Below are 20,662 nucleotides of genomic sequence, written 5' to 3' on the forward strand. Positions count from 1 at the left end.
ATCAAATTGATAAAATAATGAACAAGCTTCAGCAAAATTTTGAAAAAGAATTAGGAGCAGTTTTGAGATAATAAAAAAAGACCACAACTTTAAAAATTGTGGTCTTTTCCTTTTAAAACAAAATCAAATCAACAAACTTTTATGACTTTGGTGTAACAACTGCATCAACTACGTGAATCACGCCATTGGATTGATTTACATCGGCGATTGTCACTTTCGATTTTCCTCCATTTTCATCCATTAAAATAACATCTTTTCCACTCATTGAAGCGTATAATTTCCCACCACTTACGGTTTTAAATTCTGCTTTTCCATTTCCTGATTTAATGGCTGCAACAATATCGGCGGCACTAAATTTTCCCGTTAAAACGTGGTAGGTTAAAACTGCTTGTAACGTTTTAAGGTTTTCCGGTTTTAAAAGTGTTTCAACTGTTCCTTTTGGCAATCTATCAAAAGCCGCATTGGTTGGTGCAAAAACGGTGAATGGTCCTTTTCCCTGCAGCGTTTCAACCAAACCGGCGGCTTTAACGGCTGCAACCAACGTGGTATGATCTTTAGAATTTACTGCATTTTCTACAATATTCTTACTCGGATACATTGGAGCTCCACCCACTTGAACGGTTTTTTCTTTGGTTTGAGCAAAAGTTGATGTTCCCATCATCATTGTTAAGGCAACTACTAAGGTTGCTAATCTTTTTTGTGTTTTCATGATCGTTTTTTTTACGTTATAAAAGGATTTACGGAACTAATCATTTTATGGTTTTATGACTATCATGTTTTAACAATAGTTTAGTATCTGTTTTTTACAAAAAAAAATTATAAAAATTTCATTATTATTGGATAAATAATTAATTTAGAATGTATTGTAATTATTTTTATCAACTCATAAAAACAACTTAAAATGCTACTGAAAAAGAAGAATCTTTTAAATGAATTACGATTGGAGAGAAATAAATTCAAAACGGAAGAAGCTATTTTAAATGAAATTTTTTCAATTTTAAATGAAAATGAAATCAAAAGGACTGAAATTCTTTCAACCTTAACTGAAAAAAGTTCAACAAAATACAATAATTTTCATTTTGATTGTTTAGAATCGGATAGAATATTTCATTTAGAACAAATTAAATCAATATGCGTTGATTATCGATTACGATTTTTAGATAGTCACTTATTTAAAGGAAAAATTCCGGAAGAGGCTATCACGAAAATTCATCATTTGGAAAAAGAGCATCAAACAAAACTTGAAGGCTTCAGAATTGTAGCTCCTTCAAAATTGTTTAAATTAGAAAATTATGATGATCCGTTACTATTTGCTCCAATTGGAAATGGCTATTATTATTTAATTCACAAATGGGGAGATGATTTGCATCCATTACGTAAACTGGCTATGAAACCATTTAAAACAATGGGCAATTTTATAATTTTATTAGTATTTATCAGTTTATTTTTAACCGCTTTATTACCGCAAAACTTATTTGGGAAATCTCCTCAAAATATAATGGGTTTAGTTACTTTTTTATTTATGCTTAAATCTATTATGGGAATTGCAATTTATTATTGCTTATGGCAAGGCAAGAATTTTAATGAAGACATTTGGTTGAGTAAATATTATAATTAGTGATTACTATTTCAAAAATGTTAGCACAAAAAAATCCCTCAACTTGCGAAGAGGGATTTTTGAATTTATAAAGTTAAGAAATATTATTTCTCTCCTTTTTCCATTTTAGCTTTCAGGTCGGCTAAAATTTGATTGTTTTCACCTAAGGTTTGAGCAGGAGCATTTGAGTTATTGTTAGAAGCAACAGATTCTGAAGCTGCTTTAACATTTTTCTCTTCTTCTTCTCTAAAGATAGCTGTATGTGAAGCAACAACTCTCTTGAATTCTTTGTTAAATTCAATTACTTTGAAGTCAGCAACATCACCTTTTTTCAATTTTTTACCATCTTCTTTTTCTAAATGACGTGTTGGTACAAAAGCAACAACATCATCACCAAAATCAACTGTTGCACCTTTGTCAACAATTTCAGCGATAGTTCCGTTATGAACAGTTCCTACAGCAAAAGCATCTTCGTGCTTGTCCCAAGGGTTTGCAGTAGTTTGTTTGTGACCTAATGATAATTTACGTCCGTCAACATCTAATTCTAAAACAACAACATCTAACGTTTCACCCACATTGATGAATTCTGATGGATGTTTGATTTTTTTAGTCCAAGATAAATCAGAGATGTAAATTAAACCATCGATACCTTCTTCTAATTCTACGAAAATACCAAAGTTTGTAAAGTTTCTAACGATACCGTTATGTTTAGAACCAACAGGATATTTAGAAGTGATATCAGTCCAAGGATCTTGCGACATTTGTTTGATACCTAACGACATTTTTCTTTCGTCTCTGTCTAATGTTAATACAACAGCTTCTACTTCATCACCAATTTTCATAAAATCTTGAGCCGAACGTAAATGCGTTGACCAAGACATTTCAGAAACGTGGATTAAACCTTCAACACCTTCAGCAACTTCAATGAAAGCACCGTAATCAGCGATAACTACTACTTTACCTTTCACTTTGTCACCCACTTTCAAGTCTGCATTCAATGCATCCCAAGGGTGAGCGTTTAATTGTTTTAAACCTAATTGGATTCTTGTTTTCTCATCATCAAAATCAAGAATTACAACGTTTAATTTTTGGTCTAATTCAAGCACTTCGCTTGGGTGATTGATTCTTGACCAAGAAAGGTCAGTAATGTGGATTAATCCATCAACACCACCTAAATCAATAAACACACCATAAGAAGTAATGTTTTTAACAACACCTTCTAATACTTGTCCTTTTTCTAATTGACCAATGATTTCTTTTTTCTGAACTTCGATATCCGCTTCGATAAGAGCTTTGTGAGAAACTACCACGTTTTTGAATTCGTGATTAATTTTTACCACTTTAAACTCCATCATTTTGTTTACATATTGATCGTAGTCACGGATTGGTTTCACATCAATTTGTGATCCCGGTAAGAATGCTTCAATTCCGAAAACATCAACAATCATACCTCCTTTAGTTCTACATTTCACAAAACCGTTTACGATTTCGCCTGACTCATTAGCCGCAATAACTCTGTCCCAAGCTTTGATAGTTCTAGCTTTTCTGTGTGATAAAACCAATTGACCGGTTCTGTCTTCACGAACATCGATTAAAACTTCTACTTTGTCACCCACTTTTAATCCTGGGTTGTAACGGAATTCGTTTAATGAAATAACACCTTCCGATTTTGCATTGATATCAACGATAGCATCACGATCGGTAACACGAACAACAGTTCCCATTACTACTTCGTCACTGTCAGTTGAGATGAAGGTTTTAGCAACTAACTCTTCAAATTCTCTTAAGTTTTTCTCATCTACAGCATCAATTCCTTCTTGGAAGTTATGCCAGTTAAAGTTTGCTAAAAACGCTTCTTGTTCTTTTAAAATTTCAGACATTCTGAATAAAAATTTGTATTCTGTGTTCTCTTGAGTTTCTTAATGCGATAGAAAACAGCAGAAGTTGTTTACATAAATAGTTTATACCCAATGGAAACTCTTCTCCGCCAAAAGGTGTGCAAAATTACGAACCTTTTTTGAATATACAAAACTATTTTTGAGGGAATTAGAGGGGAATTTCATCGATTGAAAGATAAATAGTAAGTTTTCATATTTTTTTTCATTAAATAACTCATTTTCAACAACTAAATTCATTTAAAAAAGTTAAAGGTTTCCTTATCACTGGGATGTTTTAATGCTAACAACTATCTTGTAAAAAAAGTAAAACCTCAAAATATACAACATAATGATGATGCATTTTAAACAGCTAATTTTCTTCTTTATATTCACAGTGGCGATTTCTTGCCAAGAATCAAAAGAAAAAGCAACTACTGAACGCCCAAAACCAACCCGAAAATATGATAAACCACAAGACTTCACTTATACGATTTGGTCATTGAAAAATGATTCGGTTCGAAAAATTTTCAAATCTAAATTTTCAAGTAGTGAAATAACGACAATTGTTTCGTTGAACCGAATAGATAAAAACACACTACAAAAAGCGGATAGTTTGATTATTCCTAACAAATTTGATGCTGATTTTTTAGCTTATTCTGCTTTTCCTTTCACAATTAAAAATTTAAATGATGTACCCAAAATTGCTATTTTCTCCTATCCTATTCAAGCTTATGGATTGTATGAATACGGCGAATTGGTCAAATGGGGACCATCAAGTTTAGGTTCAGAAGCACATAAAACACCAACCGGATTATTTTTCACCAACTGGAAAGGCGAAGAAGTGCAAAGCACCGTGGATGATGAGTGGATTTTACGTTGGAATTTCAATATCGAAAATGAAGAAGGCGTAGGTTGGCATCAATATGAATTGCCTGGTTACCCGGCTTCGCATTCTTGTTTGCGATTGTTAGAAAACGATGCCAAATGGATGTATGATTGGGCGGACGAGTGGATTTTGAAAGATGCCAATACCGTTGAAGCAAAAGGAATTCCTGTATTAGTTTTTGGTGACTATGATTTTGATGGGAAATCGCCCTGGTTAAAATTAGTTGATGAACCAAAGGCAAATGACATTTCTGAAAAGGAATTTGAAAGTTTGGTTTCCAACCACCTTTCTGATATTATGAAAGAACAAGAAAACAGAGAAAAAGTGCTAACTAAAAAACAAGTGGAATAAACTTAAAGCAAGGTTTTTTTGAGACCTTCGCCGATGTTTCGCCATAGAAAATTGTAGAACGATTTTTCAGGAATTCTTTCCACTTCTACTTCCACTTCTTTGACTTTTTCATCGGAATCTTTTTTGACAAACAAATTACCAATAGCTGAAAGAAATTTATTTTTCTCTTTTCGGCTATTTTTTTTGTAAACTGTCACATTCAAATCTTCATATTTAATAGCAAAATTACCTTTTGATTTTATATCATTTCCAGCGAAATTAAAATAGACTTCATCCAACATTCCTTCCACATCCACATTCATATACGGTTTTGTAAAAGGTTTAAGTTGTTCTGCCGGAAAGTTCAAAATTGTTCCTTTAAACGTAAATCCGTCTGATTTATCGAGTACGTTGAATTGCCAATCGACTTTCAACGGTGAAACATTCATAAAACGACAATCCACTTTAATTTTTACATCCGATAATTTTTGCTCTTTATAACCGCTGTTGATATTGGTTACAGCCATATTAAATTGATGAAATGATAGTAATCCCGCTCCTTTTTCAAAGGTTTTTTCTTCTTCGTATTCTAAAATGGATTCTCTAATTTGCAACGAATCAACTTGCAATTTAAATGGAATCTCTCGCAATAATTTGCTATACAAAGGCTTTTTGGAAAGATTATCCGTTGGAATTTTTGATCGATAAATAGTAGCATAAACTGAATCTAAAACGATATTTTTTGAATGAAAATAAAAGTCGTTTTCTTCAAAACCCCAATCCATTTCAGAAAATGAAATCACTTGAACATTGACAGAATAAAGATCTTTTTCAACCGGAATTTTTCTAACGAACTCAGCTCGGCTATATACCGGAATCAGTTTAAAATTATCAATTTTTAATTCTGATTTTGTACTTTTTATAGTTGATGCTTTAAAGTGATAAAATTCGTTGGCTCTGAAATAAATACTATCACACGAAAAATCAAAATCGTTATACTTGAAGGGAATTTTCTCTTCTAAAGTCTCATCGTTTAAAACAACATCATCCAATTCTAACGAAAGATTAGTAACAACCAAAGAAGGTAAATTTGTTTCAGTTGATATGATATTCAGATTAGCATTTTCCAATTCAATATCTGAAACTGAAATGGTGTTTTTAAACGGTTTTACGACACTTTCATTAATGCTATTCGGATTATTTACTGCTTTGTCATCCTTTTTATAGAGAATGATTTCCGGCTTATTAATTGTGATTTTTGACGCTTTAATTTTTTTACTGAAAAGAATACTCCAAATGCTAATTCCTTTGATGTCAACATCTGAAATTGCGGCAAATAATCCGGTTTTATCCGATGTTTCATTCATCGCTTTTTTAGGAACAATCGTAATGTCATTGATTAAAATCGTTCCACTCAGCAAGGTAATATCGATCGTTTTATAAACAATGTGATAAGGCGAATCGTTATTTTCGTTGATGATTTTAGGCAGTTCTTTTTTAATCCAAAAGCTCAATCCGATATTCAAAACGAAAATCAGAGCAATTAAAACGAAAACGAAAATGACTGTTTTTTTCCACCAAACCATAAAAAATGTTTACTTCTTAAATTTAGTGACTAATTCGGGAATTAAAGCCAAATAAAGTATAAAAAACTTGTTATAATTAATGTAAAGGCAGAAAAACTGCGGTAATTTAAGCCACGAATTTCACTAATTTACACAAATTAATTCGTGCTAATTAGTGAAATTCGTGGCTTTTTTTCTAATGATTATTTAAAAATCTGTTGTAATTAGTGAGACTCGTCGACCACAGGAAATTTAAATCTTATAAATAAAACTCTCATTCACACCAATTTTCAACTTAAACTTCCCTACTCCATTTTCAATGATTAATTCGGTTGAACTTTTTCCGTATAATTGATCTTTTAATTTATATTTTCCATCTTTCAGATTCATTTTTTTCACTACATCTGCCGGAATCATCACATCACATTCAACGGGTGTGTTTTGATTGAAATTAGTCACAATCACCAATTTCTCGTCATCACTCCAACGCACATACGAATACAATCCGAAATCATAATTGGAACCCGCATTTAAATTAGCATCCTGAATTTGCACGAATTCACCCATCAAAGCACTGCTTTTTAAAGTAAAATTCAACAAACGTTTATAGAAATCACGTAATTCTTTTTCATCCGGTTTCAATTGTCCGCCGTCAAATTTTCCATCATTCATCCAACGTTGATGATGCGGAACTCCAACATAATCAAAAATAGAGGTTCGTGAATTTTTTCCGAAACCGGCATCAAAAGCACCCGGTTCACCTACTTCCTGACCAAAATAAATCATTGTGGGCGATGAACTGATTGTTGCCGAAACAACCATCAGGGGTTTTCCTTTTTTAGCATCTCCGGCAAACTGCGGACTCGCCAAACGTTGTTCGTCGTGGTTATCTAAAAAGTGTAACATATGGTGTTCAATATCTTTCAAATCTTCACGAATACCTGAGATATTTTTCGGCAAACCGCGACCTTGCACGATGTTTTTCAATGTGTCATACACTTGTACTTTATCATACAAATAATCCATTTTTCCTAAGTGAATATAATTTCTGTATTCCCCCGGATTATAAACTTCTGCCAACAAAAACGCATTCGGATTTTTCATTTTGATGGATGAATTCATATAACTCCAAAATTCCACCGGAACCATTTCTGCCATATCATAGCGGAAACCATCCACACCTTTATCAATCCAATACTGAGTGATGTCTTTAAATTTTTTCCAAGAATCCGGCACGTCTTTTCCTTTCCAAAAATCGGCGTGAGCTTTGTAATCTTTTTTGTCGAAACCCTCTGGTAAAGTCGGGAAATCTTTACTTCCATCCGGCTTTACCCCATAATTAATTTTGACCGTTTCATACCAATCATTAATATCCGGTTTGGCTAAACGAGAACCATTTCCTGTCCATTTTGCCGGAACTTCTTCAAATTTTCCATCAGCCAGCGGATGTTTTTCACCACCAAGTGGTTTATAATTGGCATCGGTTGGCACTTCAAATTTAGAATTTGGAATATAATAGAAATTATTATTTCGTTTGTATTCAAGGGTTTTATCATCATCAGCTCCAAAATCTTTCACCCCTTTCGGATTGGTTTTTCCCTCATATTTTCTGGCAATGTGATTGGGCACAATATCAATTACGACTTTCAAACCGTTTTTATGTGTTCGTTCAATCAACGCTTCAAATTCTTCTAATCGTTTTGCCGGATCAACTGCTAAATCAGGATTTACATTATAATAATCTTTCACGGCATACGGCGAGCCGGCACGACCTTTCACGACATCAGGATCATCATTGGAAATGTCATATTTTGTGTAATCATTAATTAAAGCGTGATGCGGAACACCGGTGTACCAAATGTGTGTCACGCCTAAATCTTTAATCTCCTGAAGAGCTTTGTCGGTAAAATCATTAAACTTTCCAACGCCATTTTCTTCAATTGTTCCCCAAGGTTTATTAGTAGTATTTGAGTTTCCAAATAATCGTGTAAAAACTTGATATACAACAATTTTATGTTCTGAATTGGATTCAGTTACCGTTTCTGTTTGGGCCTTCATATTTTTTTGTTCGCAGGATAAAGTTGAAAATAAGACGATGGTGCTTAGAGCAACTGCTGATTTTTTGAGCATAAAATTTACTTTTTAAAGGTCTAAATATACAAAGAAATTTTAAATGGTAATGGGTAATGGGTTATGGGTTATGGGTTATGGGTTATGGGTTATGGGTTATGGGGAAAAGGGGAAAAAAAATAGTATCCAAAAACCTTTTACCAATTACCCTTTACCGTTTCTTCAAAATTTCCACAACATCATTCAATTCAAAACCTTTTGCTTTCAATAAAATTAAATAATGAAACAGCAAATCGGCACTTTCATTCAAAAATAAATCATCGTTGGAATCTTTGGCTTCAATAACCATTTCGATGGCCTCCTCGCCTACTTTCTGAGCTATTTTATTTATTCCTTTTGCAAATAACGAAGCAACATAACTTGTTTCAGATTCGCCATTTTCTTTACGAAGTTGAATCGTATTTTCTAACTCTGATAAAAACCCAAACTTTGTTTTATTGGGCTGTTGCCAACAAGTATCGGCTCCCGTATGACAAACCGGTCCGGTTGGGCTAACTTGTACTAAAAGCGTGTCATTATCGCAATCAGCTTCCATTGAAACGAGATTGAGAAAGTTTCCGCTTTCTTCGCCTTTTGTCCATAATCGATTTTTTGTGCGACTGAAGAACGTTACTTTTTGTGAAGAAACGGTTTGTTGATAGGCTTCTTCGTTCATATAACCCAACATTAAAACGGTTTTAGTTGTTGCATCTTGAATGATGGCAGGGATTAATCCGTCGCTATTTTTTGTAAAATCTAGTTTCATAAATATCAAATTCTAACTGGAATTCCAGCTGTTTTTAAATAATTTTTTAATTCCGGAATTGAAATTTCATTGTAATGAAAAACACTGGCTGCTAAAGCTGCATCAGCACTACCAATTGAGAAAGCTTCTTCAAAATGGTTCATTGTTCCTGCTCCACCGGAAGCGATAATGGGAACATTTACTGTTTTTGATAGTTGAGCCAACGCTTCATTTGCAAAACCATTTTTTGTTCCATCATTGTTCATGGAAGTGAATAAAATTTCGCCGGCTCCAAGTTGTTCCACTTCTTTTGCCCAATCAAATAAATCCAATTCGGTAGCCACTTTTCCGCCAACTAAATGGACTTTCCAATTTTCATGGATGAATTTGGCATCGATGGCCACCACCACGCATTGACTTCCGAAGTTTTTAGCAATTTCTGAAATCAGTTTCGGATTTTTAACTGCGGATGAATTAATTGAAATTTTATCTGCTCCGTTTTTTAAAAGCAATTCAACATCTTCCACCGATGAAATTCCGCCACCAACTGTAAATGGGATGTTTATCGTTTGAGCCACTTTTTGAACCAATTGAACTAATGTTTTTCTGCGTTCTTCTGTGGCAGAAATATCTAAAAAGACCAATTCATCGGCACCTTCTAAACTGTATTTCAAAGCTAATTCGACCGGATCGCCGGCATCTTTTAACTCTAAAAAATTAATTCCTTTTACGGTTCGTCCGTTTTTGATGTCGAGGCAGGGGATTATTCTTTTTGTTAACATGTTTATTTCTCGCAAAGACGCTACGCTTTTTGTTTAGTTATAAAATTTTCTAGTTCTTTTAATGAGATTCGGTTTTCATAAATGGCTTTGCCGATAATTACGCCGTAACAACCTAATTCGGCTAATTTTGGCAACTCATCAACTGTTGAAATTCCGCCGGAAGCGATTAATTTTATGTTTATAATTTCTTTTAAAATCGTTTTATAAATTTCAAAACTAGGTCCTTCCAACATTCCATCTTTAGCAATATCAGTGCAGATAACGGACTGAATTCCTTTGGTTTGATAGTTTTGAATAAACGGAATTAATTCCTCGCTACTTTCTTCCTGCCAACCGGAAACAGCAATTTTTCCATTGGAAACATCGGCTCCGAGAATGATTTTTTCATTCCCAAAACGCTGAATCCATTCTTCAAATAACAAAGGATTTTTTACCGCAATACTTCCACCTGTAATTTGGTTAGCACCGCATTCAAAAGCAATTTCAACATCTTTATTGGTTTTTAATCCACCTCCAAAATCAATTTTTAAATTAGTATTTGACGCAATTTTTTCTAAAATTTTATAATTGATGATTTGTCCGGATTTTGCACCATCCAAATCCACCAAGTGCAAATAGTGAATGCCTTGAGCTTCAAATTGTTTGGCTACTTCTAACGGATTTTCGTTGTATATTTTTTGTGTGGCGTAATCGCCTTTGGTTAATCGGACGCATTTTCCGTTTATAATGTCGATAGCAGGGATAATTTTCATTTTTGAATATTTTTTTGAACGCAGATTGATATAATTTGAGGAATTTTAAAAATTTTTATCATTCCTTAAATCTGTGTTCCTATTATATTATAGATTTAAAAAGTTTTTGAGTATTTGTTCACCAACCATTCCACTTTTTTCTGGGTGAAATTGAACGCCGTAGAAATTATTGAGTTGCAAGGCTGAACTAAATTCTTTTTCGTAAATTGTATTCGCAATCGTATTTTTAGATAAAGGAGCATAATAACTATGTACTAAATACAAGTATTCCTTTTCATTTATTCCTTGAAATAAAGGAGATTGCAAATTATAGATAGTATTCCAACCCATATGTGGCACTTTAACTCGGTTGGAAAATTGAACAATATTCGTATCAAAAATTCCTAAACCTTTGGTGTCGCCTTCTTCTGTGTGATTACACATTAATTGCATTCCTAAACAAATACCTAAAACCGGTTGGGTTAACGTGGGAATTAATTCATCTAAACCAGAGCTTTTAAGTTTTTTCATCGCGGAACTTGCTTCACCAACACCGGGAAAAATAACTTTCTCGGCAGAACGAATTTCGCTTGGATTGTTTGTCAAAATTCCTTCAAATCCCAATCGATTTAAGGCAAATTGAATACTTTTTATATTTCCTGCACCGTAGTCTATTATGGCTATTTTCATTTTTATACGAAAATTTAAGATTTAAAAATTTGAATCATTAAGTTTTTAAGTTTCATTAAGGATTTTCATTAAGATTAAATCATTCATTTGCTTAATTAATCTTAATGAAATCAACCTTACTATCTTAATGTCAAAAAAATTATAACATTCCTTTTGTACTTGGCAAAATCATTTTCTCCGAATCTCTTTTTACGGCGGCTTTAATTGCTTTTGCGAAAGCTTTAAAAATCGCTTCAATTTTATGGTGTTCGTTAAAACCTTCTGCTTTGATGTTTAGGTTGGCTTTAGCACCATCGGCAAACGATTTGAAAAAGTGAAAGAACATTTCGGTTGGCATGTCGCCAATTTTTTCTCGTTTAAAAGGAGCTTGCCACATCAACCAAGAGCGACCACCAAAATCAATGGCAACTTGAGCCAAACAATCATCCATGGGGAGACAAAATCCGTATCGTTCGATGCCTAATTTATCTCCTAAGGCTTTCGCAAAAACTTCGCCTAACGCAATGGCCGTGTCTTCAATGGTGTGGTGTTCATCCACTTGCAAATCGCCTTTGACTTGAATATCCAAATCCATTTGACCGTGTCTGGAAAGTTGATCGAGCATGTGGTCAAAAAAAGCCAATCCGGTTCGAATGTTACTATTTCCGGTTCCATCTAAATTTAAAGTGATGGCGATTTCGGTTTCATTCGTTTTTCGATAGACCGAAGCCGTTCGGTTTTCCAGTTTCAAATACTCATAAATTAGTTTCCAATCATTGGTTTCGAGTGCGATAATTGATTTCAATTCTTCCCGTTTGACGGAAATCTCATTCGTACCCAAATTGGTATTATCATTGATAAAAATCGCCTTTGAACCAAGGTTTTTAGCCAATTCAACATCCGTTAAACGATCACCAATTACGAATGAATTTTCTAAATCATAGTCAGCCGAAAAATACTTTTGCAACAAACCAACACCTGGTTTACGAGTTGGAGCATTTTCGTGTGGAAACGTTTTATCAATCAGAACTTCATCGAAAACAACCCCTTCATTTTCAAATGTTTTGACAATAAAATTATGAACCGGCCAAAATGTTTCCTCAGGAAAAGAAGCAGTTCCCAAACCATCTTGATTGGTTATCATCACTAATTTAAAATCTAATTCTAAGGCAATTTTGCTTAAATACGTCAGTGATTTTGGATAGAAAGTCACTTTTTCAAACGCATCAATTTGTTCATCAGCAGGTTCTTTGATGATGGTTCCGTCACGATCAATAAATAGGATTTTTTGTGCCATTTTAAAGCGATTTTAAGATTGTAATTAATTGATTGTTTTCTTCTTTTGTGCCAATCGTAATGCGAAGACAGTTTTCGCACAAAGGCTGATTACTTCGGTTTCTGATTACTATTCCAGCTTGAATTAATTGATTGTATCGCAAGGTTGCATCATCTACTTTTACCAAAATGAAATTCGCATCGGATGGAAAAATACGTTCAATAAATGTAATTGATTTTAATGAATTGATAACATTTTCCCGTTCCGAAATGAGCTTTTTCAATTGAGCAGCTAATGTGTTTTGATTTAATTTTTTCAGTGCAATTTCCTGTGAAGCCGTATTCAAATTGTACGGCGGTTTAATTTTATTTAAAATAGAAATAATTTCTTCCGAAGCATATACAATTCCGATTCGAAGTCCGGCCAAACCATAGGCTTTTGACAATGTTTGAATGATGACTAAATTGGGAAAATCATTCAATTCTGACAACCAACTTTCTTTGGACGAAAAATCGATGTACGCTTCATCCAAAACTACCAAACCATTGAAATTCTTAAGCAAATACAAAATACTTTCATCTGAAAATGAATTGCCGGTTGGGTTATTTGGCGAACATAAAAAGATGATTTTGGTATTTTCTGAAACAGCCTTCAAAATTTCACCTACATTGGGCTCAAAAGCATCGGTTAACAGAATTTCTTTGTTTTCAATGGCATTCAAATCAGCTAAAACGCCATACATTCCATAGGTTGGTGGCAACGTGATGACGTTGTCTTGATTGGGTTCGCAAAAAGCACGAAAGAGCAAATCAAGCACTTCGTCACTTCCATTTCCTACTAAAATTTGGTTTAAAGAAACCTTTTTCTGTTTAGCTAAAAGTGTTTTCAATTGTTTTTGTTGCGGATCGGGATAGCGATTGTACCCATTGGAAAACGGATTTTCATTCGCATCCAAAAAAACCACCTTGGTTTCAAATTCCTTGAATTCATCGCGAGCAGACGAATAAGGTTTCATTTTTAGAATACTTTTTCGAACTATATTTTCAATCGAAAAAGTGCTGATTGGGGTTATATTTTTATTCATTTTCTAAACTTTTTAATCGTAAACTAACGGCCTTTTTGTGCGCTTGCAATCCTTCGGCCTCTGCCATAATTTCAATTGATTTTCCAATATTTTGAATTCCTTTTTCAGTTATCTTTTGAAAAGTCATCGCTTTCAAGAAACTATCGAGATTTACACCGGAATAATTCTTTGAAAACCCGTTTGTTGGCAAGGTGTGATTGGTTCCAGAAGCGTAATCACCAGCACTTTCGGGAGTAAAATTTCCAATGAAAACAGAACCGGCATTTTGAATTCCGCTAACAAAATACTCTTCGTTGTTGGAACAAATAATAAAATGTTCGGGAGCATATTCGTTGATAAAATCCAATGCATCACTTTCCTTTTCAATAAAAATTAATTTGGAATTATCGATTGCTTTTTGAGCGATTTCTTTTCGAGGTAAAGCTTGAATTTGGTCGACAATTTCTTTTTCAACCTCGTCAATTATTTTTTGAGAATTGGAAACCAAGATCACTTGACTGTCGGTTCCGTGTTCGGCCTGGCTTAACAAATCAGAGGCTACAAAAGCGGGAATTGCTGAATCATCGGCGTACACTAACAACTCGCTTGGTCCGGCCGGCATATCGATGGCTGTTCCGAATTGGGTTGCCACTTGTTTCGCAACGGTTACAAATTGATTTCCGGGTCCGAAAATTTTATAGACTTTCGGAATCGATCTTGTACCAAACGTTAATGCGGCAATGGCTTGGATTCCGCCTACTTTGTAAATTTTTGTCACACCACATAAATTGGCAGCATACAAAATAGTAGGATTTATTTTTCCGTTTTTATCCGGTGGTGAACATAAAATTATTTCTTCGCAACCTGCAATTTGAGCCGGAATGGCCAACATCAAAACGGTTGAAAATAAAGGAGCTGTTCCGCTTGGAATGTATAAGCCTACTTTTTGAATGGGACGTTTTTCTTGCCAACAAAAAACACCTTTGGTGGTTTCTACTTCAATTTTAGAGGATTTTTGAGCTTCGTGAAACTTGTAAATATTTGATTTAGCGACAGCGATGGCTTCTTTTAATTCGGTTGCGACTTGCTTTTCGGCTTCTTTGATTTCATTTTCAGAAACTAAAAAATTATCTAATTTAATTCCGTCAAACAGCGAAGTATATTTGGCAACTGCTGTATCTCCTTTGGTTTGGATTTCTTTGAAAATGGCTTTTACTGTTTCTTCGATTTCGGCGAATGATTGGGTGGGGCGTTGGGTTAACGTTGACCATTGGGATTGGGGTGGATTTTTATATTTTTTCATTTTTTAGTTTTTTTTTGACATTAAGGTAATAAGGGGAATTTCATTAAGGTTCATTAAGCATGACTAATTACTATTCACTAATCACTTTCTCACAAAACCATCTTCTCAATCGGACAAACCAAAATTCCTTCTGCTCCGGCGGATTTGAGTTGATCGATGACTTCCCAAAAAGTGTCTTCTTCGATGACAGAGTGAAGGCTGCTCCAACCCGATTCTGCTAAAGGCATTATAGTTGGACTTTTCAAAACCGGAAGAATTTGGCTGACTTCTTGAATTTTATCATTCGGCACATTCATCAAAATGTATTTGGATTTTCTGGCTTTGAGTACAGACTGAATTCGGAATCGGAGTTTGCTTAAAATTTCTTGGTTTTCAGTTGAAATGTTTGGTGAAACGGCTAGAACAGCTTCACTTTTCAAAATGACTTCTACTTCTTTCAGGTTATTTTTGAATAAAGTGCTTCCGCTGGAAACGATATCGACAATTGCATCTGACAAGCCAATGTTCGGAGCAATTTCAACTGAACCGGAAATTTGGTGAATATCGATTGAAACATTTTTTGACTTAAAAAAGTTTAAAACCGTGGTTGGATAGGATGTTGCCACTCGCAAATTATTCAAATCTTGAATAGAATTATACTCAAATGTTTTGGGAACCGCCACTGAAACTCGGCATTTGGAAAAACCTAATTTCTCGGCAACGGTTATGTTTTGACCTTTTTCAACTAACAGATTATCTCCGACAATGGCCGCATCTACCACTCCATCGATGAGATATTGTGGAATGTCTGAATTTCGTAAAAACAAAATTTCCAGCGGAAAATTTGATGCTTCGGCTTTAAGTTGGTCGTTGCCATTGTTAATGGAAATGCCACAATCTCTGAGCATTTGAAGACTTTCTTCGTTGAGTCGACCTGATTTTTGAATCGCAATTTTTAAGGTGTTCATTTTTTGTTTTTTTTTTTAAATGAGTACACCAAAGCGGAGAGCAACAAAAAACCCGTTTGATGTACTCAAACGGGTTTTAGATATATGAATTAATTACATAGCATCATTTCTTCGCTTGAGCGGAGGTGTGATGATGATGATGTAATTGATTTGAAAACATGTTGTTCTATTTTGATGTTGCAAATGTAAGGACTTAAATTTGTAGAAAACAAAAAATTTAGAAACTTTGTGATTTGTTGAACTATTATTGATTTTCTTGTTTTGTCTAAATTAATTTTTATTTATATACTCAATGGCTCTTTCAAGCACTTCGTCTCTACCCATTTTAACGCCTTCAATAGTCGGTTTCACTTCAATATCGGGAACAATTCCGATGCGTTGGGTTTCTCTGCCGTCGGGATAATAAACTCCGATTCCACTAATCATGGTTGAAATTCCTCCCGGAAGTTCAATATCGGAAACATTACCATCAGCTCCCGCAGTTGTTGATCCCATAACGATGGCATTTGGCGATTGTTGATAAGCCATCGCATGAAATTCTGCCGAGCTTTGGGTCGTTTCATTGACCAAAATAACTACTTTACCTTGGTAATTTTCACCTTTACTTCGCCAAACATTATTGGTTTTATAAAAAGTAAACATCCCTGGTTGTTTGAAACTTCCTCCGGTAAATTTCACAAATGGACTCTTTTTATCTACTAAATATCTCCCTAATTGATAAATCACAAAATCAGAAGGGTAATTTCGAACATCAATAATCAAGCCCTTCGTGTCTTTATATTGTTCCCACAATTCTGGTAAATATTTTCGCTTTACTGCACCATTGTTGATGTAGGCTATGTCTTTTGCTATAAATTTAAAACAGGAGTCTTTTTCTTCATAAAATTTGTAAATATTAATTTTGTCTTTTGCATAAGTTGAAATTTTTCGTTGATTTATTTTCCCGTCTCGAATGTATTCGATTGTTAATTCATCGTCATTTGTCCGCAATACAGAACGGGCAATCTCTCGCAATTGAGTTGGATAATTGGAAGCCGGGGTTCTATATAATCGTTCTTTCACTATTTCTTCTATTGGTTTTTGATTCACCGAAGCAATCACATCGCCTACTTTTAATTCTGATTCTTCTCCCAATTTATCATCGTAGAAACGATGAACAACCGCTTTTCCTTCAATAAACTTGATTTCAGCCACTGCAAATTTTGAACCATAAAACTTATTTAAAACTGCGTTTCCACCCCAAATATTGGCGTGCGTATCATGAATTCTAGCAATAATTTCTAACGTAGTCAGTGTGTATTGTGTTTCGTCTTTTGCTTGAATAAACTTGGGAATAAATTGTTCTAAAACCATTTTCCAATCTTCTTCAATCAAATTTTTGTATGGAAAATAATACTGAATCATATTCCAATAGCGAAACAAAGTCAATAAACGAAAGCCTGTATCCGGATAAACCATTTTTGCATAGGCGTTTTCATTTTTAAAATCCGCATTACCTACTCCAGGATGAAAAGCTAAATAGTAATGATTATCCGTTCGTTTCGCTATTTTTACTTTGTAAAGTGCAGTTGTTAATTCACTCGAAAAATTGGAAGTTGTAATCCAATCTAAATCAGGTTGCAATTTGATTTCAAGTTTTGGTTTCTTGGGAGCACTTGTTTTAAAATCACCTAAATCAGTTATCCAAGTTGTTAAAACAGCATCGCGTTCGTTTGTTGATTTTGCAGAAAGTATTTTTGGCATGATTCGGAACAATTCATAATCCCAATTTAAATCACCCGATGCCACTTTTGGATGATGGTATTTTAAAAAACCCCAAATCAATCCGAGCATTTTGAGATTTGTAATTTGAGAAGAAGTATAATCAAACGATGCTATTTTTGAACCTTCGTCAAATTCTTTATCCAATTGAGCAGGAAAAACCGGTTTGAGATAAGGCTTTGCATTTTGAATTTCTTTTCCGTCAATCGTGACTTTAAAATCATCTAACCACATTTTGCCTTTTCCAACTAGCAAGCCGCCAACAACAATTTTATCGGTTTTATCCGGGCTCATTGGTAAGGTAATTTCGTATTTAGTCCAATCTGTTGTTCCAACAATTCCTCTATCGTCCATATTATCAAAACCTAAACTTGGGTCAATTCTCATCCATAATCCGGCATGACCTTCGGAAACATTTTCTGTTTTAATAAAACCGCTAAGCGTGATTGATTTTCCTTTGTAATTGTCGGGTAATGTATATGCCCATGCTTTGAAACCTGAATTTCCATCAGTGTAAGCTAATGAAACCGAATACTTTCCATTTTTAACAATTGTCGAATCTAACGCTTTTTGATATGTTTCATTTCCAAAGTTTTCCCAACTTTGAGGATGTCCATTTTCTATTGTTTCAAAATCAAAATTAAATACTGATTTGGTTGGTTGTTTCTGAGCGAAAGTTATCATTGAAAATGATAAAAACAAAACTGAAAGCAGAGAACTTTTTTTCATAAATAACAATGTTAAGTCTTTTTAAAATCATAATTTCATTCAATAATTTAAAAAATTAATAATGAATGATTATTATTTTCACAACGTAAATGAAACAAATTATCTTACAAAGTAAAAAGTGATTAACAAAAATTTATGCCGAGCCCAACATAAAAAAGTTAGTCAAAAAATCGCTTCCCACTATATTGAATAAAAAAAACCGTCTGAAATTCAAACGGTTTGAGCAAACTATATGTTTTTAAAATCTACTGATTTCCCAGAATAATCGGCATTCCGTCTTTCCCTGAACCAATGACAATTACTTTTGAATTGGCAGACTTAGACAATTCAATTGTAGCTTGAATGCCTTTTTCTTGTAAAATTTTATCGGTTAACGAAGCACTTAAAATTTGATTAGCACGGGCTTTTCCTTCTGCTTCAATGCGTTGACGTTCGGCTTCTTTTTGAGCTTTTTCTAAACGAAATTCATATTCTAAACTTTCTTGCTCTTGTTTTAATTTGGTTTCAATGGCAATTTTAATTGTGGATGGCAAAGTAACATCACGCACTAAAATTTCATTCAATTGCACATATTGATTGGCTAAAATCTTCTTGGTTTCTGTAAAAATTTCGTCTTGAATGGCATCTCTTTTGGTAGAATACAATTGTTCCGGAGTATATCTTCCCACCACACTTCTGGCGGCAGAACGGATTGCGGGACGAATCACTCTTTCGATATAATTCTCTCCTTTTTCCTGATGTAATTTTCCGGTGAATTCATATTGCGGATGAAACCAAGCTGTGGCATCTAATTTGATTTCCAAACCGTTGGAAGACAATACTTGCATTTGTTCAGACAATTCTTGTTGACGCACCTCATAAATATACACTTTATTCCAAGGGGCAACAATATGAAAACCTTCGCCCAAAGGCGGTTCATCGGTCACCACTCCTCCTCCAAACGTTTTGTAAAGAACACCAGCTTGACCCGAATCGATCGTAACAGTTGATTTAAAAAGTATGATAATTAAGATAATTAATCCAATAATCATTGGAATTAATTTAGGATTGAATTCTTTTTGCATTATGATTTTTTTGATTTTGATAAAGATACAAAATGAAAATCAATTTTTAAAGCCTTGCTTCATCATCATAAATTTTATATCGAAATATAGATCTATGATTCATAAAAAAACAACTAATTGCCTAATTCAAAAACTCCTTTCCTGAGTAATTTTGTGGTTGAATTAACTGCATCATTCGGCCGTATTTCGATGAATTCTTCTGATTTTTCTCCTAGCGTAACGGCAGTTTTTTTAAATTTATATTCCGTTGTGGTACTATTTAAAACTAAGACATAATGTTTGTCATTTTCTGTAATGATAGCCTCTGATGGAACACCTAAACCTTTTTTAGAATTGGTAATTATGTTGGCTTCTACAAACATTCCAGACAATAATTTTCCTTTTGTTTCCGCAGATAATGTACCAAAAACCGAAATGGTTCTGTTTTTATTTTCAATCGATTTTCCAACTAATTGCACTTTGGAACTGAATTGTTCTTTACTTGATTCCGGTACTTTAAAAGTAATTTTTTGACCTTGTTTTACATGTAAAATGTCTTTTTCAAAAATGCTTAAATTTAAATGTAAATAATTGGTATCCACAATTTCTAAAATTACATCGGAAGGCGACATAAACATGCCAACATTTGCATTCATTACTGTTATATCACCGGAAATTGGTGCGAAAATCGTAATTTGTGAAGTAAATTTTCCACGCTCAACATTAGCCGGATTGATGTTTAACAACACTAATTTTTCACGTAAACCTTGATACATTCCTTTCGCTTGACGGTAATCACTCTCTGCTTTTAGATAGTTTTTTTGAGACGTGATTTTTTCATCGTATAAAGTTTTTTGGCGTTCAAATTCGGATTTCAAATAGTTAATTTGTTCGGCAACTTCTACATAATCCTTTTGTAAATCCAGATAATCGGTGTTTTCTAAGGTGATTAAAGCTTGTCCTTTTACTACTTTATTTCCTACCATTAATTTTGTAGCTTTTATATAACCACCTAAAAATGTGGTTACTTTAGCTCTATATTGTGGTGGAACGTCAATTTTTCCAGAGGATTTGACTGTAACTTCGAAATCTTGTTCAATTGGTGAACCTATTTCCATTTTTGAAGATTGAAATTGAACTTCAGTTACCGTAATCAATCCGTCATCAATTACTTTTTCTTCAGCTACTTCTTGTTTGCATGAAAATAAAAGTGTAGCTATTGTTGTTATATAAAATAGTTTTTTCATTT

Annotated in this window: 17 protein-coding genes; 2 read left to right on the top strand and 15 right to left on the bottom strand. The window is 33.9% G+C overall.

Annotated features, from left to right (window positions below; all coding sequences use genetic code 11):
- Positions 1 to 139 precede the first annotated feature (139 nt).
- Complete coding sequence (locus tag B0I10_RS12340; protein WP_112086821.1) at positions 140 to 709, bottom strand: fasciclin domain-containing protein; 570 nt, start codon at positions 707 to 709, stop codon at positions 140 to 142.
- 192 nt (positions 710 to 901) lie between these two features.
- On the opposite strand from B0I10_RS12340, the gene B0I10_RS12345 reads away from it, so the two are divergent.
- Positions 902 to 1,618: a hypothetical protein gene (locus tag B0I10_RS12345; protein ID WP_112086822.1), complete on the top strand. Its 717-nt coding sequence runs from the start codon at positions 902 to 904 to the stop codon at positions 1,616 to 1,618.
- Between the two features lie 83 nt (positions 1,619 to 1,701).
- On the opposite strand, the gene rpsA is transcribed toward B0I10_RS12345, so the two are convergent.
- On the bottom strand, positions 1,702 to 3,477 hold the full coding sequence (gene rpsA / locus B0I10_RS12350) for a 30S ribosomal protein S1 (RefSeq protein ID WP_112086823.1): 1,776 nt from the start codon (positions 3,475 to 3,477) through the stop codon (positions 1,702 to 1,704).
- A 346-nt stretch (positions 3,478 to 3,823) separates the two neighbouring features.
- Here rpsA and B0I10_RS12355 point away from each other — a divergent pair, with 346 nt between their 5' ends.
- On the top strand, positions 3,824 to 4,711 hold the full coding sequence (locus B0I10_RS12355) for a L,D-transpeptidase (protein WP_112086824.1): 888 nt from the start codon (positions 3,824 to 3,826) through the stop codon (positions 4,709 to 4,711).
- Positions 4,712 to 4,713: 2 nt separating this feature from the next.
- Here the strand turns inward: B0I10_RS12355 and B0I10_RS12360 are convergent, their stop codons facing one another.
- From B0I10_RS12360 to B0I10_RS12420, 13 genes are all read right to left on the bottom strand, one after another.
- Entirely contained in the window at positions 4,714 to 6,276 is a 1,563-nt protein-coding gene (locus B0I10_RS12360; RefSeq protein WP_112086825.1) for an AsmA family protein, read from the bottom strand.
- Between the two features lie 231 nt (positions 6,277 to 6,507).
- Positions 6,508 to 8,385, bottom strand: coding sequence for an alpha-amylase family protein (locus B0I10_RS12365; protein ID WP_112086826.1), 1,878 nt, complete (start codon positions 8,383 to 8,385; stop codon positions 6,508 to 6,510).
- Between the two features lie 151 nt (positions 8,386 to 8,536).
- Positions 8,537 to 9,130 (bottom strand): bifunctional phosphoribosyl-AMP cyclohydrolase/phosphoribosyl-ATP diphosphatase HisIE, encoded by a 594-nt coding sequence (hisIE, locus tag B0I10_RS12370; protein WP_112086827.1) that lies wholly within the window; start codon positions 9,128 to 9,130, stop codon positions 8,537 to 8,539.
- Between the two features lie 5 nt (positions 9,131 to 9,135).
- Positions 9,136 to 9,891: an imidazole glycerol phosphate synthase subunit HisF gene (hisF, locus tag B0I10_RS12375; protein WP_112086828.1), complete on the bottom strand. Its 756-nt coding sequence runs from the start codon at positions 9,889 to 9,891 to the stop codon at positions 9,136 to 9,138.
- A gap of 20 nt (positions 9,892 to 9,911) precedes the next feature.
- On the bottom strand, positions 9,912 to 10,643 hold the full coding sequence (hisA, locus tag B0I10_RS12380; RefSeq protein WP_112086829.1) for a 1-(5-phosphoribosyl)-5-[(5-phosphoribosylamino)methylideneamino]imidazole-4-carboxamide isomerase: 732 nt from the start codon (positions 10,641 to 10,643) through the stop codon (positions 9,912 to 9,914).
- 87 nt (positions 10,644 to 10,730) lie between these two features.
- Entirely contained in the window at positions 10,731 to 11,312 is a 582-nt protein-coding gene (gene hisH, locus B0I10_RS12385; protein WP_112086830.1) for an imidazole glycerol phosphate synthase subunit HisH, read from the bottom strand.
- A 139-nt stretch (positions 11,313 to 11,451) separates the two neighbouring features.
- Positions 11,452 to 12,588 (bottom strand): bifunctional histidinol-phosphatase/imidazoleglycerol-phosphate dehydratase HisB, encoded by a 1,137-nt coding sequence (gene hisB, locus B0I10_RS12390; protein ID WP_112086831.1) that lies wholly within the window; start codon positions 12,586 to 12,588, stop codon positions 11,452 to 11,454.
- 1 nt (position 12,589) lies between these two features.
- Complete coding sequence (hisC, locus tag B0I10_RS12395; protein WP_245942993.1) at positions 12,590 to 13,651, bottom strand: histidinol-phosphate transaminase; 1,062 nt, start codon at positions 13,649 to 13,651, stop codon at positions 12,590 to 12,592.
- The gene (gene hisD, locus B0I10_RS12400; protein WP_112086832.1) at positions 13,644 to 14,933 is read right to left on the bottom strand and encodes a histidinol dehydrogenase; all 1,290 of its coding nucleotides are present in this window, start codon (positions 14,931 to 14,933) and stop codon (positions 13,644 to 13,646) included. The genes hisC and hisD overlap by 8 nt, the downstream gene beginning before the upstream one ends.
- Before the next feature lie 89 nt (positions 14,934 to 15,022).
- Positions 15,023 to 15,880 (bottom strand): ATP phosphoribosyltransferase, encoded by an 858-nt coding sequence (gene hisG / locus B0I10_RS12405; RefSeq protein ID WP_112086833.1) that lies wholly within the window; start codon positions 15,878 to 15,880, stop codon positions 15,023 to 15,025.
- Positions 15,881 to 16,150: 270 nt separating this feature from the next.
- Positions 16,151 to 18,370, bottom strand: coding sequence for a S41 family peptidase (locus B0I10_RS12410; protein WP_112086834.1), 2,220 nt, complete (start codon positions 18,368 to 18,370; stop codon positions 16,151 to 16,153).
- A 245-nt stretch (positions 18,371 to 18,615) separates the two neighbouring features.
- Positions 18,616 to 19,434, bottom strand: coding sequence for a prohibitin family protein (locus tag B0I10_RS12415; protein ID WP_112086835.1), 819 nt, complete (start codon positions 19,432 to 19,434; stop codon positions 18,616 to 18,618).
- 113 nt (positions 19,435 to 19,547) lie between these two features.
- Positions 19,548 to 20,660, bottom strand: coding sequence for an efflux RND transporter periplasmic adaptor subunit (locus B0I10_RS12420; RefSeq protein ID WP_112086897.1), 1,113 nt, complete (start codon positions 20,658 to 20,660; stop codon positions 19,548 to 19,550).
- Between the last annotated feature and the right edge of the window lie 2 nt (positions 20,661 to 20,662).

It is taken from the genome of Flavobacterium lacus (assembly GCF_003268815.1).
GTDB classification, from domain to species: domain Bacteria; phylum Bacteroidota; class Bacteroidia; order Flavobacteriales; family Flavobacteriaceae; genus Flavobacterium; species Flavobacterium lacus.